Genomic DNA, 13,431 nt, shown 5'->3' on the forward strand with positions numbered 1-13,431 from the left:
TATTATTTCTTTTTAACAGTAGTTGTTTTTTTAGCCACAGCTTTCTTCTTTGCTGGTGCTTTTTTCTTAGCAGGCGCTTTCTTTTTCGCTGCTGTTTTACGCTTTGGAGTTTTAGCTTCTATTAAAGCCATGGCTTTTTCTAGCGTAATTTTAGTAGCGTCGACAGTTTTATCTAATTCTACTTTTATTTTACCTTTAATAACATTGTGTCTTCCCCAACGTGCTTTCTCTACACGAATTCCTTCTTCTTCCCAGTTATGAACGACTTTATCAATTTCTTTCTGGATTTTTTCTTTAATTAACGTTACAATATCATCGTCGGATAAATTATCCCAGTCGTATTTCTTGTTTACGTTAATAAACATGTTATTCCATTTAATAAAAGGTCCGAAACGTCCTTTTCCTTTCTGTACTGGTAAACCGTCGTACATATAAATTGGCGCATCGGCTTCTTGCTTCTCTTTTATTAAAACAATCGCATCTTCCAATTCTACACTTAAAGCATCTACGCCTTTAGGTAGCGACACATAGGTTTCTCCAAATTTTACATAAGGACCAAAACGTCCGTTATTTACAACCACAGGAAGTTCTTCGTAAACACCTAAATCTTTTGGTAACTTGAATAAATCTAAAGCATCTTCAAAAGTAATGGTGTTTAGCTGTTGGTCTGGAGATAAACTTGCAAAGATTTTATCTTCTTCTTCGGCTGCTCCTATTTGAGCCATTGGTCCGAATTTCCCTAAACGCACACTTACTTGACGGCCTGTTTTAGGATCTGTACCTAAAATACGCTCGCCAGATTCACGTTCGGCATTTTCTTGCACATCGATAACTTGAGGATGGAATTTTGTATAGAAAGCCTTCATTAGCTTAATCCAATTTTCTTTTCCTTCAGCAATATCATCGAAATCCTCTTCTACTTTTGCTGTAAAATTGTAATCTAAAATACTTTCAAAATGATTAACCAAAAAGTCGGTTACTATCATTCCAATATCGGTAGGTACTAACTTCCCTTTATCCGATCCTACTTTTTCGGTAAGAAGTTTATCTTTTACTTGTCCTGCCTTTAACGTAATTTGTGTATACTCACGCTCTACACCTTCAACCATACCCTTTTCAACATAGTTTCTATTCTGAATTGTAGAAATAGTTGGTGCATAGGTAGACGGACGACCAATACCAAGTTCCTCTAATTTCTTTACTAAAGAAGCTTCAGTATATCTATAAGGTGGTCTTGTGTAACGTTCGGTAGCCGTTATAAATTCGTTTAAAAGGGTTTCGTTAACCTTCATAGCAGGCAACATCCCTTCTTGTTCAGAATCTTCGTCGTCGTTACCTTCTAAATAGACCTTTAAAAATCCATCGAAAGTAATAACTTCTCCGTTTGCTGAAAATAATTCTTTATGTGTTGAAGCCGATATTTTAACATTTGTACGTTCTAATAACGCTTCACTCATTTGCGATGCGATTGCACGTTTCCAAATCAGTTCGTATAAACGGGCTTGGTCGCGATCAATATCTACAGAATGTAATGCAAAATCTGTTGGACGAATAGCTTCGTGAGCCTCTTGCGCCCCTTTTGCTTTTCCTTTATAGTTACGTTCTTTAGCATACTTGGTTCCGTAAGCATTTTCAATTTCGGCTTTCGCTCCTTTTCTCGCTTCGTCGGATAAGTTTACACTATCTGTTCTCATATAAGTAATAAGACCGGCTTCGTATAAACGTTGCGCCATGGTCATGGTTTTACTTACTGAAAAATATAATTTACGTGCTGCTTCTTGTTGAAGTGTTGATGTTGTAAATGGTGCAGCAGGCGATTTCTTAGCTGGTTTTTTCTCTAAATCTTTAACTTTAAAATCTGCTGAAGCATTACTTTCTAAAAATTTAAAGGCTTCTTCTTTTGAAGCAAATGTTTTTGGAAGTTTAGCTTTAAAAGTCTGTCCTTCTTCGTTAGAAAATTCGGCATCAATTCTATACGATGCTTCGGCATTAAATTCTTGAATTTCGCGTTCACGTTCTACAATTAATCTCACAGAAACCGACTGTACACGTCCGGCAGATAAACCACCTTTTACTTTACGCCATAACACTGGAGATAATTCGTACCCTACAATTCTATCTAATACACGACGGGCTTGTTGCGCATCGACTAAATTGTAATCTATACCACGCGGATTCTCAATCGCTTTTTGAATAGCTGTTTTTGTAATCTCGTGAAAAACAATACGTTTTGTTTTGTCTTTATCTAATTTTAAAGTCTCGGCTAAATGCCAAGCAATCGCCTCACCCTCGCGATCCTCATCACTTGCTAGCCAAACCATTTCGGCTTTCTTAGATAAATCTCTAAGCTTTTTAACAACTGCTTTTTTATCGGAGGAGACTTCGTATTTTGGACTAAAATCACCTTCTACGTCTACACCTAATTCTTTAGATGGTAAATCGGCAATATGACCAAAACTAGACTCAACTTTATAATCTTTACCTAAAAATTTTTCGATCGTTTTCGCCTTTGCAGGTGACTCCACTATTACTAAATTCTTCGCCATTTCTATTTTTTTGGTGCTGCAAATGTATGGCAAAAAAGCAACATCATCCTAATTTTATCAGCATTCAGTAAGACGAAAGATCGGAGATCATCGATTTTTAACCTAAAAATATTCAACTTAATTATCAATTCTTTACGAATTATATAGTGGTTTCAATAAAAACACTTTCTTCTTCGGAATTCTCGAAGCCAATTACTTCTTTATAAATTATATACAAAGGTAAGTACGCAAACGACAACGTTGCGAATAACCCAACAAAACATAATAGCATACCTACCATTTCTGCAAGAAATCCACAAACAAGCATTAATCCGAATGTAATTAACCATTTCTTGTGGCCCAACTTAAAACTTGCCTTTACAATATCTGTAACCCTTGCTTCTGGGTTAAAAGCAAAAACGACAGTAAAAAAAGAGATAGGCACTATAACGTAAATTAAAGGAAACAGAAATAACAAACTAGCTAACACACTAATCGCAAGACTTACTATAGCCAACTTAATCAATTTCATGAAATACGCTTTTTTAAAATAGTAGAAATAATCATCTTTAAGAGATACTCCCAAATCTTTTTGCTTACAAATTCTATAAAAAGCAGACATTAAAGCAATACTTACAGCCGAAGCTACAATCCCGAACACAATAAAAAACAATCCGATAAAGATTAAGAAGGACACATTCACATCTTCATTCTGACCAATTAATTCAGGATCTACACCTAACATTAAAAGAGGAATATATACGATACAATATAAAGGAAGGATTGCCGCTATAGATATTAATATGGTAATTAAACCCTGTACCCAAACTTTCTTAAAAAGCTCTATCGCTTCACTAAATAGTGCTCCGAAATCTAAAGTTTTCGCTCGATTTACTTTTTGCTCAAATTCTGATAAAAACATGTCTCCCCTTTTTAATTTTGGGATAAAGGACGTATTTTTTAACACAAATACAAGAAAAATTAAACTGCCACTTTGTCAGAAACATATTTATAATTGTATATTTGCAAACTTATTGACTGATAATTATTTTCAGGAGACTTATGGAGAAGACAATTGACGAAAGTAAACAAGGAGAATCCCTTGTATTAGAACAAAAAAAAGAAAATACCCGCAAACTATTTATAGAAAGTTACGGCTGTTCTATGAATTTTAGCGATAGCGAAATAGTAGCTTCAATTTTACATAACGAAGGCTACAATACCACCCAAAAATTAGAAGACGCCGATTTGGTTTTAGTAAACACCTGCTCTATTCGTGATAAAGCAGAACAAACCGTACGTAAACGTCTAGAAAAATATAATGCCGTAAAACGTATTAACCCAGGAATGAAAGTTGGCGTGTTGGGCTGTATGGCCGAACGTCTTAAAAGTAAATTCCTAGAAGAAGAAAAAATTGTAGACCTTGTTGTTGGTCCCGACGCTTATAAAGATTTACCGAATCTTTTGGCCGAGGTTGAAGATGGTCGCGATGCGATAAACGTGATTCTTTCTAAAGAAGAAACCTATGGAGACATTTCTCCAGTGCGTTTAAATAGCAATGGTGTAACTGCTTTTGTATCGATTACTAGAGGTTGCGATAATATGTGTACATTCTGCGTTGTGCCATTTACTCGTGGTCGTGAACGTAGCCGTGAGCCACAAAGCATACTTGAAGAAATTAACGACTTATGGAGTCGTGGCTTTAAAGAAATTACCCTTTTAGGCCAGAATGTAGATAGCTATTTGTGGTATGGTGGCGGACTTAAAAAAGATTTCGACAAAGCAACAGACATGCAAGTGGCAACAGCTGTTAATTTTGCAAAGCTTCTAGAATTGTGTGCTAAAGAGCAACCTAAAATGCGTATTCGTTTTTCTACATCTAACCCTCAAGATTTAACGCTTGATGTGGTTGAAACTATGGCGAAATACAAAAACATTTGTAAGCACATACATTTACCTGTACAAAGCGGAAGTAACCGTATTCTTAAAGAAATGAATCGTTTACATACACGCGAAGAGTATTTCGAGCTCATAAACAATATTCGTCGTATTCTTCCAGACTGCTCTATTAGTCAGGATATGATTACAGGGTTCCCCACAGAAACCGAGCAAGACCACCAAGACACTTTAAGTCTTATGGAATTTGTAAAGTATAATTTTGGGTATATGTTCTATTATTCTGAACGTCCAGGTACCTTGGCCGAGCGTAAAATGGAAGACGATATTCCGTTAGAAGTGAAGAAAAAACGCTTAGACGATGTGGTTCAATTACAACGTAAACACAGTGAATTCCGTACCAAAGCGTATGTAAACACTGTAGTTGAAGTCTTGATTGAAAGAGAATCCAAAAAATCAGATCAGCAGTGGTCTGGACGCACATCTCAAAACATTGTCGCCGTTTTCCCTAAAGAAGACTATAAAATTGGAGATTTTGTAACTGTTAAAATATTAGATTGTACCAGTGCAACATTAATAGGAGAAGCCATTGGGCTTTCAAACTTATAATTACGACACTTTAATTATTTATTCTAAAAACTAAGACCTAAAACTTAATTACCAAATGGAATCAGTTCAAGCTATAAAACAACGTTTCGGAATTATTGGTAACAACCAAAAACTTAATCGCGCCATAGAAAAAGCGATACAAGTTGCGCCTACAGATATTTCGGTCCTGGTTACTGGAGAAAGTGGGGTTGGAAAAGAAAGTATTCCGAAAATTATTCATCAGCTATCTCATAGAAAACACGGTAAATATATTGCAGTAAACTGTGGTGCGATTCCGGAAGGCACAATAGACAGTGAACTTTTCGGTCACGAAAAAGGCGCATTTACTGGAGCGACACAAACACGTTCTGGTTATTTTGAAGTTGCCGATGGCGGGACAATTTTTTTAGACGAAGTTGGAGAATTACCGCTTACCACCCAAGTACGTTTATTACGTGTATTAGAAAACGGAGAGTTTCTAAAAGTAGGTTCTAGTCAGGTACAGAAAACAAATGTGCGTATCGTTGCGGCCACAAACGTTAATATGTTTGAAGCCATAAAAAAAGAAAAGTTTAGAGAAGACTTATACTACAGATTAAGCACTGTAGAAATTCACTTGCCTCCTCTACGAGATCGTTCTGAAGATATTCATCTGCTTTTTAGAAAATTTGCTAGTGATTTCGCCTTAAAATATAAAATGCCTACCATTAAATTAACAGATGAAGCCACACTGGAATTATTAAAATTTAGATGGAGTGGTAACATTCGACAGTTAAGAAACGTAGCAGAACAAATTTCGGTTTTAGAAGAAAACAGAACCATAACCGGCCAAACCATTCGTGGCTATTTACCTAATGCAACTTCCAACTTACCGGCTGTAATCTCGAATACCAAATCGGAATCCGATTTTAGTAGCGAGCGTGAAATACTTTATAAAGTATTATTCGACATGAAAGCAGATTTAAGCGATCTTAAAAAATTAACTGCAGAGTTAATGAAACACGGTAACGATAAAGATGTACAAAAGAATAACGAAGGCCTTATACAGAAAATATACGGTAACGAATCGGATGCCGAATACGACGACACCGAAGACGATTTAGAAATTCTTTCTATCCCAGAACCAAGCTCTACGTCTTTGGTAGATACTAGCAACATGAGTGCCTTAGACAAATACCATTTTGCTGAAGAAATTCAGGAAGAAGAAACGCTATCCCTACAAGACAAAGAATTAGAGTTGATTAAAAAATCGTTGGAACGTCATCAGGGAAAACGTAAATTAGCCGCTGCCGAATTAGGTATTAGCGAGCGCACCTTATACAGAAAAATAAAACAGTACGACTTATAGATTATGGCTTTAAAACACTACTTTATATTATTTTTAGTCTCTATTAGCGTAACGGCCTGTGGAGTATATTCTTTTACTGGAGCAAAAGTAAATGCAAATACAAAAACATTTCAAGTAAATTATTTTCAAAATAATTCCACTTTAATCGAACCGGGTTTAGATCTAGATTTTACCAATGCATTAACCGATTTGCTTTTAAACCAAACCAATCTTTCACTTGTAAAGTCTAATGGCGATTTGGTTTACGAAGGCGAAATTACAGAATATAGAATTTCTCCAACCACAGCAACTGCCGATAATACTGCAGCACAAAACCGATTAACCATTTCGGTTAATGTTCGGTTTTATAATAAACAAGACGAAGAGTCTGAGTTCGAAAAACGCTTCTCATTCTTTTATGATTATGCAGGAACCTCTCAGTTAGTAGGAACACAAAAAGTTACTGCCATCGATGAAATTTTCGAACGTTTAACTCAAGATATTTTTAACGCGTCTTTAGCGCAATGGTAACAATGAAAAGCACCGAATTTACACATATATTACAGTATCCGGAAGCTTTACAGTCTGAACAAGCAGAAGATCTGAAAACCATTATAAATGAGTTTCCATACTTTCAGCCCGCGCGTGCCTTATTCTTAAAAGCACTTAAGAAAAAGGAAAGTATTACATACAATCAGGAATTAAAAACAACGGCAGCCTATACCACAGATCGTAGTATTTTATTCGACTTTATTACTTCGAAGGCATTTGTTCAAAATGAGATTTCTCATTTTATAAAACAAAACACATCGCATTTAAACGATATTGAAGTTGATGTTGAAGATATTTCTGTAAATAAAAAGACGTCTATAGACAATGTGCTTACACAACATATAGATGAAACCGAAGGCGTTTTAGATCCTGAATTATTTCAGCCAAAGATAAAACCTGCTAAACTTGTCCATTTTACAGAAGACCCTTCTGAAGCGATAAAAGAAGACACTGTAAAAGAAGACCATATAGAAGTCGACACAGAAGCCGAAGAAAAGACGGAAACGGAAGATCAGAAATCGTCTCCAGAAAAAGTTTTGGAACTGGGAAAACCATTAGACTTTAACACGGATGAAACGCATTCGTTTAACGAGTGGTTAAAGCTTACCACATTTACTCCTGTAAACAGAACGACACCCAACACGACTGAGCCTAAAGCAGAAACAAAACCGGAGAAGAAACAACCACCACGCGAGCCAGAAATTGCAAAAACGCCAACTCCGGAGCAGGCTAAAAAGTTTGCTTTAATTGATAAATTTATATCAACAAATCCTAAAATAGATCCTAAAAAATCTGCAGGAACCTCATTAAATTTAGCCGATTCTCATCTCATGCAACCAGAAGCATTAATGACCGAGACATTAGCTAGAATTTATGTAGAACAAAAAAATTACAAAAAAGCAATTCAATCTTATAATATATTAAGTTTGAAATATCCAGAAAAAAGTGGTTTCTTTGCTGACCGAATTAAAGCAATAAAACAAATACAAGAACAAAATAAGAAATCCTAATGAGTACGTTTACAATATTTTTAGTCCTAATCGTAGTAGTAGCATTTTTATTAATCGTAGTAATTATGGTACAAAACCCTAAGGGAGGTGGATTATCTTCTTCTTTTGGAGGAGGTGGTTCTCAACAAATTGGTGGTGTAAAGAAAACTACCGACTTTTTAGATAAAAGTACATGGACATTATCAGCGTTAATGTTAGTTTTAATCTTACTTTCTAATGTTGCAATAAACAGAGGAACAGGAACTTTAGAATCTAAAGCGTTAGACACAGAATCTATGTCTCAACCATTACCTACTGCTCCAGCGGCACCAGCAACTTTACCCGTTGATCCAACAGAAGACGCTGCTGAGTAACAAAAAACGACTCCTATTTATAATATTAAAATGCCAACTTTTACAGTTGGCATTTTTTGTTACTGAAAGTTTGTCATACCCCTCGAATTGGCACAATTTTCGAATGTATTTACACATAAAATATAAACTAATTAAAATCATATAATAAAATGAGTAAAGTAAACATCAGACCACTTGCAGATCGCGTTCTTGTAGAACCACTTCCTGCAGAAACTCAAACAGCATCAGGATTATTTATTCCAGATTCAGCTCAAGAGAAACAACACAAAGGTACCGTTGTTGCTATTGGCACAGGTAAAAAAGATGAACCACTTACTGTAAAAATTGGAGACACTGTACTTTACGGTAAATACTCTGGTTCTGAATTGAAATTAGAAGGAACAGATTATTTAATGATGCGTGAAGAAGACATCATGGCAATTATCTAATTTTTAATTTTCCTACGATAGGGAAATCCAACAAAAAATTATTACAAAAATCAATAGTAAGCAAGACAGTTTAGAGCAAATAGCTTAAAAACTAATGTTTATAGAAAAATATTATAAAAATGGCAAAAGATATTAAATTTGATATTGAAGCACGTGACGGTTTAAAACGTGGTGTAGACGCTTTAGCGAATGCAGTAAAAGTAACATTAGGACCAAAAGGTCGTAACGTAATTATTGGACGTTCTTTCGGGGCACCAGTGGTAACTAAAGATGGTGTTTCTGTAGCTAAAGAAATCGAATTAGAAGACGCGCTTGAAAACATGGGGGCGCAAATGGTAAAAGAAGTAGCTTCTAAGACTAACGACTTAGCAGGAGACGGTACAACTACCGCTACTGTTTTAGCTCAAGCTATCGTTAAAGAAGGACTTAAAAATGTTGCTGCAGGTGCAAATCCAATGGATTTAAAACGTGGTATCGATAAAGCTGTTGAAGCTATCGTTGCAGACCTTGCTAAACAAACACAAACGGTTGGAGATTCTTCAGATAAAATTAAACAAGTTGCTGCTATTTCGGCTAACAACGATGATGTAATTGGAGATTTAATTGCTCTTGCATTTGGTAAAGTTGGTAAAGAAGGTGTTATCACTGTAGAAGAAGCTAAAGGAACAGATACATATGTAGATGTTGTTGAAGGTATGCAGTTTGACAGAGGATACTTATCGCCTTATTTCGTTACAGATAGCGAAAAAATGATCACGGACTTAGATAATCCTTACATCTTATTATACGATAAAAAAGTATCTACAATGAAGGATTTATTACCAGTACTTGAGCCAGTTGCTCAATCAGGTAAGCCTTTATTAATTATTGCTGAAGATGTAGACGGAGAAGCGCTTGCAACATTAGTAGTAAATAAATTACGTGGTTCTCTTAAAATCGCAGCGGTTAAAGCGCCTGGTTTTGGAGACAGACGTAAAGCGATGTTAGAAGATATCGCCATCTTAACGGGTGGTACTGTAATTTCTGAAGAAAGAGGATTTACTTTAGAAAATACAACTATCGATATGTTAGGAACTGCAGAACGTATCACTATCGATAAAGACAACACTACAGTTGTTAATGGTGCTGGAGATTCTGAAATGATTAAAAATCGTGTAAATCAGATTAAATCTCAAATCGAATCTACTACTAGTGATTACGATAAAGAAAAACTTCAAGAACGTCTTGCTAAATTAGCAGGTGGTGTAGCTGTACTTTATGTTGGTGCTGCAAGTGAAGTTGAAATGAAAGAGAAAAAAGACCGTGTAGACGATGCTTTACATGCAACGCGAGCTGCTGTAGAAGAAGGTATTGTTGCCGGTGGTGGTGTTGCCTTAGTTAGAGCTAAAGCTGTTCTTGCAGCGATTATGACTGAAAACTTAGACGAAACTACAGGAATCCAAATTGTAGCACGTGCTATCGAAGCGCCTTTAAGAACCATTGTTGAAAATGCTGGTGGAGAAGGAAGTGTTGTTGTTTCTAAAGTGTTAGAAGGTGAAGGTAACTTTGGTTACGACGCTAAAACAGAAACGTATGTAGATATGCTTGTTGCAGGTATTATAGATCCTAAAAAAGTAACACGTATCGCATTAGAAAATGCGGCTTCTGTTGCAGGAATGATCCTAACTACAGAATGTGCATTAATCGATATTAAAGAAGATGCTCCTGCTATGCCTCCAATGGGTGGTGGTATGCCAGGTATGATGTAATCTAAAAAACATCACATAACACTAAAAACCGAAGTCTTAAGGCTTCGGTTTTTTTTATGATGTAAATTCTTTAAATATCTTTTTTAAGTTGCTTCTGATAATAAAAGGCTGGAAGCAATAACAACAAGAGTATAGGCTGAATTAAAAAACGACGAATATTAAACAAAATAAAATAGTTATTCTGTTCTGCGTTATTAATCAGGTATAAAAATAGTAATATTAGAATGGCGTAGGCAACCGCAAATAACATGGCCGAAAATTTTAAAATCCCTCGATCTTTAAAAACAACATAAATTATCCCTAACGACAACACTGTATTTAAAACGTATCTTAACGTTGTAAATGCTATTAATTTAATAGTTTCAAAAACTGGCGCGTCACTATACAAATAATCATTTTTAAAGAACTCTAAAAACGGATCGTAAAACAATCTAGCCTCAAAAGCTCGGATTAACACCAAACCAAGAATCAAGATAAAGATTAAACTATAACGCTTTACTTGGTACATGCTCTTTTTTTTGTTTAACAAAATAGTTCACCCAAATTACCCACAACATAAATACCATTCCATAAATAATTAACGGAAAAATTACCCCGTGTAATAAATGTTCCAACTCCGGGTAATAGTACAAACCTATAGTTAACACACCTATTCGCAAGATGTTGGCGATATAAATAATAAGACTCCCTGCTACTACAAACAATAACGTATTCTTTAGCGAGGATGCAAACGACACTATAAATGCAATAAAAAGTATAATAACACTTACAGCATTACAACCTTCAATTATTCTAACAATATAATCACCATTAAACAATAAACGCACCCAAGGTTCTCCTGCATGCAATTCGATTTTAGCATGGTAACCTATTACATTTAAAAATGCTTGAGACTGTTCCGCCACATAATATGTTATATAGTCCGGCTGAAAGCTAGTGGTTTTAGAATAATCTAAATACCATTTATACCCCATAGCCATCACAAAATAACTGATTAAGAATGTCAGAATAAAGCGAATTACAGGTCTATATGTTTTAAATAACTTAAGCAAGAGGTCTAAATATTTATGGTGTTAAATTTATAAAAATGAAGTTCCAAAATCGTCGCATTTTAAATACTTTTACAAAAAAAATAAAACTATGTCTTTAGCATCTTTAAAACCGCAAGTTGAAACTATTCTTTCTAATACTAATAATACTGTAGACGAGCGCTTATTAGCTGTTTGCGAAATTTTAGAAAAACATGTCGATTATTATAACTGGGTAGGATTCTATTTTAAAAATGGCGACAAAAACGAACTGAAGCTAGGACCTTATGTAGGCGCACCTACAGACCATACCATTATTCCGTTTGGGAAAGGTATTTGCGGACAAGTAGCAGTAAGTAACGAAAACTTTGTGGTTCCAGATGTGGCCGCTCAAGACAATTACATCGCTTGCAGTATTACGGTAAAAGCCGAAATTGTTGTGCCTCTTTTTGTTAATGGCGAGAATGTTGGACAAATAGATATAGACTCGAATACACCAGATCCGTTTACAGATGAAGACGAGCGCTTCCTAGAGTTTGTTTGCGCAGAGGTCGCAAAGATACTCGTGTAATAGTCCGTAATATATATCATAAAAAAAATCTCGACCTCATTCTAAAAGAAGGATGTCGAGATTTTTTTTGTATTAAACTATATGCTTCAACAGGGAACTGAGATTAATCTTGCAATCGCTACATTCCTGTTCTTATCGCTTCTACAGGGTCTAATTTAGAAGCTGAAATAGCAGGCAACACTCCAGAGATAAGTCCTATTAATGTAGATAGAGAGAACCCAATAAACATATTCCAAAACGATAAAATAAACTCAAAATCATCGACTACCTGAGAGGCAATTAGGGCTACAATCCACACAAAGGTTAGACCAATTAGTCCACCAATAACAGCAAGAATAATAGCTTCGAATAAAAACTGAAACAATATAAATCTGTTTTTTGCCCCTAACGATTTCTGTATTCCGATAAGGTTGGTACGCTCTTTTACACTAACAAACATAATATTTGCGATTCCAAAGCCACCCACAAGCAGGGAGAATCCACTAATAATCCAACCGGCCAAATTCATAACACCAATAATATTATCTATAGCATCGGTCATTCCTGAGAGTTTATTTATAAAAAAATTATCAGGCTCATCGGCTTTTAATCCTCTATATGCTCTAAAACGCTGTCTTAATACTTGCTCGAAAGCTTCTATATCTACGCCAGGTTCAGGCTTAATCACAACAGCTCCAGGAATACCATCGGAACCTCCGTTGGTAAATTGCCTAACAAAATTAGAGGGCAAATAGGCTTTTTCGTCTGGCGAATCAAATAGTGAAGCACCTACTTTTTTAAGCACACCAATAACTGTTACTTTTCGTCCGTAAATACGTATTTGCTTACCAATAGGCTCTTCGTTATCAAATATATTATCGGACAGCTCTGCTCCTATTACAATAACTGGTGCACCGGTAGACGATTCTGATTCGGTATAAAACCGGCCTTTACCAATTTTTAAATCTTCAATATCGTAAATACCATAAGACCCTGGCGATACATTTACATTGGTAATTGTGTTATCCTGGTATTTTATGGTTTCAGAATTTCCAAAAATAATATAGGCACTCGACTTAATATTTGGAATATTTCGATTCACAAACTCATAATCGGCATTTTCTGTTTGCGGATAACTATCGCGTTGCCACCTTGGCACTTCTGTTGGTCCGAAAGAAAATTTAGTTAAGTATATGGTGTTTTTGTCTAAACCAGACAACTGACTTTTAATACTTTGATCCAGAGAGTCGACTGCTGCCAATACCGCAATAATTGAAAATATTCCAATAGTCACCCCCAACAAAGACAAGAATGTTCTTAATTTATTATTTCGTAAAGCATTTATAGCAAACGCAAAACTTTCTTTAAAAAGTCTGAAATACAAGATCATTTAGAAGTGCTTTTATTAAAAATTTGAGATTTTAAA

13 protein-coding genes are annotated in these 13,431 nt (G+C 35.4%); 8 read left to right on the top strand and 5 right to left on the bottom strand.

Annotated elements, in window-relative coordinates:
• Positions 1-2: 2 nt before the first annotated feature.
• Entirely contained in the window at positions 3-2,546 is a 2,544-nt protein-coding gene (gene topA / locus ACKC83_RS02430; protein WP_434036908.1) for a type I DNA topoisomerase, read from the bottom strand.
• A 139-nt stretch (positions 2,547-2,685) separates the two neighbouring features.
• Positions 2,686-3,447: a hypothetical protein gene (locus ACKC83_RS02435; protein WP_434036909.1), complete on the bottom strand. Its 762-nt coding sequence runs from the start codon at positions 3,445-3,447 to the stop codon at positions 2,686-2,688.
• Between the two features lie 140 nt (positions 3,448-3,587).
• Between ACKC83_RS02435 and miaB the strand changes: the two genes are divergently transcribed.
• The 7 genes from miaB to groL all read left to right on the top strand — a co-directional run bounded on the left by miaB (position 3,588) and on the right by groL (position 10,427).
• Complete coding sequence (gene miaB / locus ACKC83_RS02440; protein WP_434036910.1) at positions 3,588-5,030, top strand: tRNA (N6-isopentenyl adenosine(37)-C2)-methylthiotransferase MiaB; 1,443 nt, start codon at positions 3,588-3,590, stop codon at positions 5,028-5,030.
• A gap of 55 nt (positions 5,031-5,085) precedes the next feature.
• On the top strand, positions 5,086-6,357 hold the full coding sequence (locus ACKC83_RS02445) for a sigma 54-interacting transcriptional regulator (RefSeq protein WP_434036911.1): 1,272 nt from the start codon (positions 5,086-5,088) through the stop codon (positions 6,355-6,357).
• A gap of 3 nt (positions 6,358-6,360) precedes the next feature.
• Positions 6,361-6,867: an LptE family protein gene (locus ACKC83_RS02450; RefSeq protein WP_414036781.1), complete on the top strand. Its 507-nt coding sequence runs from the start codon at positions 6,361-6,363 to the stop codon at positions 6,865-6,867.
• A 2-nt stretch (positions 6,868-6,869) separates the two neighbouring features.
• On the top strand, positions 6,870-7,898 hold the full coding sequence (locus ACKC83_RS02455; RefSeq protein WP_434036912.1) for a hypothetical protein: 1,029 nt from the start codon (positions 6,870-6,872) through the stop codon (positions 7,896-7,898).
• Positions 7,898-8,251, top strand: a complete 354-nt coding sequence (secG, locus tag ACKC83_RS02460) for a preprotein translocase subunit SecG (RefSeq protein ID WP_414036779.1) — start codon at positions 7,898-7,900, stop codon at positions 8,249-8,251. The genes ACKC83_RS02455 and secG overlap by 1 nt, the downstream gene beginning before the upstream one ends.
• Positions 8,252-8,400: 149 nt before the next feature.
• A complete protein-coding gene (locus tag ACKC83_RS02465) occupies positions 8,401-8,679 on the top strand; it encodes a co-chaperone GroES (RefSeq protein ID WP_038526936.1) in 279 nt (92 codons plus the stop codon).
• Between the two features lie 119 nt (positions 8,680-8,798).
• The gene (gene groL, locus ACKC83_RS02470; RefSeq protein ID WP_414036778.1) at positions 8,799-10,427 is read left to right on the top strand and encodes a chaperonin GroEL; all 1,629 of its coding nucleotides are present in this window, start codon (positions 8,799-8,801) and stop codon (positions 10,425-10,427) included.
• 70 nt (positions 10,428-10,497) lie between these two features.
• On the opposite strand, the gene ACKC83_RS02475 is transcribed toward groL, so the two are convergent.
• A complete protein-coding gene (locus ACKC83_RS02475; protein ID WP_434036913.1) occupies positions 10,498-10,935 on the bottom strand; it encodes an exosortase F system-associated membrane protein in 438 nt (145 codons plus the stop codon).
• Positions 10,913-11,479: an exosortase family protein XrtF gene (xrtF, locus tag ACKC83_RS02480; protein WP_434036914.1), complete on the bottom strand. Its 567-nt coding sequence runs from the start codon at positions 11,477-11,479 to the stop codon at positions 10,913-10,915. The genes ACKC83_RS02475 and xrtF overlap by 23 nt, the downstream gene beginning before the upstream one ends.
• Positions 11,480-11,567: 88 nt before the next feature.
• Here xrtF and ACKC83_RS02485 point away from each other — a divergent pair, with 88 nt between their 5' ends.
• Entirely contained in the window at positions 11,568-12,026 is a 459-nt protein-coding gene (locus tag ACKC83_RS02485; protein ID WP_434036915.1) for a GAF domain-containing protein, read from the top strand.
• Between the two features lie 118 nt (positions 12,027-12,144).
• On the opposite strand, the gene ACKC83_RS02490 is transcribed toward ACKC83_RS02485, so the two are convergent.
• Positions 12,145-13,395: an ABC transporter permease gene (locus ACKC83_RS02490; protein ID WP_414036774.1), complete on the bottom strand. Its 1,251-nt coding sequence runs from the start codon at positions 13,393-13,395 to the stop codon at positions 12,145-12,147.
• Between the last annotated feature and the right edge of the window lie 36 nt (positions 13,396-13,431).

It is taken from the genome of Formosa bonchosmolovskayae (assembly GCF_051016085.1).
Taxonomy (GTDB): Bacteria; Bacteroidota; Bacteroidia; order Flavobacteriales; family Flavobacteriaceae; genus Formosa.

What these genes read in the sequence shown, in the direction of transcription:
- topA (WP_434036908.1), bottom strand. Translation starts at nt 2,546, where the DNA reads ATGGCGAAGAATTTAGTAATAGTGGAGTCACCTGCAAAGGCGAAAACG.
- ACKC83_RS02435 (WP_434036909.1), bottom strand. Translation starts at nt 3,447, where the DNA reads ATGTTTTTATCAGAATTTGAGCAAAAAGTAAATCGAGCGAAAACTTTA.
- miaB (WP_434036910.1), top strand. Translation starts at nt 3,588, where the DNA reads ATGGAGAAGACAATTGACGAAAGTAAACAAGGAGAATCCCTTGTATTA.
- ACKC83_RS02445 (WP_434036911.1), top strand. Translation starts at nt 5,086, where the DNA reads ATGGAATCAGTTCAAGCTATAAAACAACGTTTCGGAATTATTGGTAAC.
- ACKC83_RS02450 (WP_414036781.1), top strand. Translation starts at nt 6,361, where the DNA reads ATGGCTTTAAAACACTACTTTATATTATTTTTAGTCTCTATTAGCGTA.
- ACKC83_RS02455 (WP_434036912.1), top strand. Translation starts at nt 6,870, where the DNA reads ATGAAAAGCACCGAATTTACACATATATTACAGTATCCGGAAGCTTTA.
- secG (WP_414036779.1), top strand. Translation starts at nt 7,898, where the DNA reads ATGAGTACGTTTACAATATTTTTAGTCCTAATCGTAGTAGTAGCATTT.
- ACKC83_RS02465 (WP_038526936.1), top strand. Translation starts at nt 8,401, where the DNA reads ATGAGTAAAGTAAACATCAGACCACTTGCAGATCGCGTTCTTGTAGAA.
- groL (WP_414036778.1), top strand. Translation starts at nt 8,799, where the DNA reads ATGGCAAAAGATATTAAATTTGATATTGAAGCACGTGACGGTTTAAAA.
- ACKC83_RS02475 (WP_434036913.1), bottom strand. Translation starts at nt 10,935, where the DNA reads ATGTACCAAGTAAAGCGTTATAGTTTAATCTTTATCTTGATTCTTGGT.
- ACKC83_RS02485 (WP_434036915.1), top strand. Translation starts at nt 11,568, where the DNA reads ATGTCTTTAGCATCTTTAAAACCGCAAGTTGAAACTATTCTTTCTAAT.
- ACKC83_RS02490 (WP_414036774.1), bottom strand. Translation starts at nt 13,395, where the DNA reads ATGATCTTGTATTTCAGACTTTTTAAAGAAAGTTTTGCGTTTGCTATA.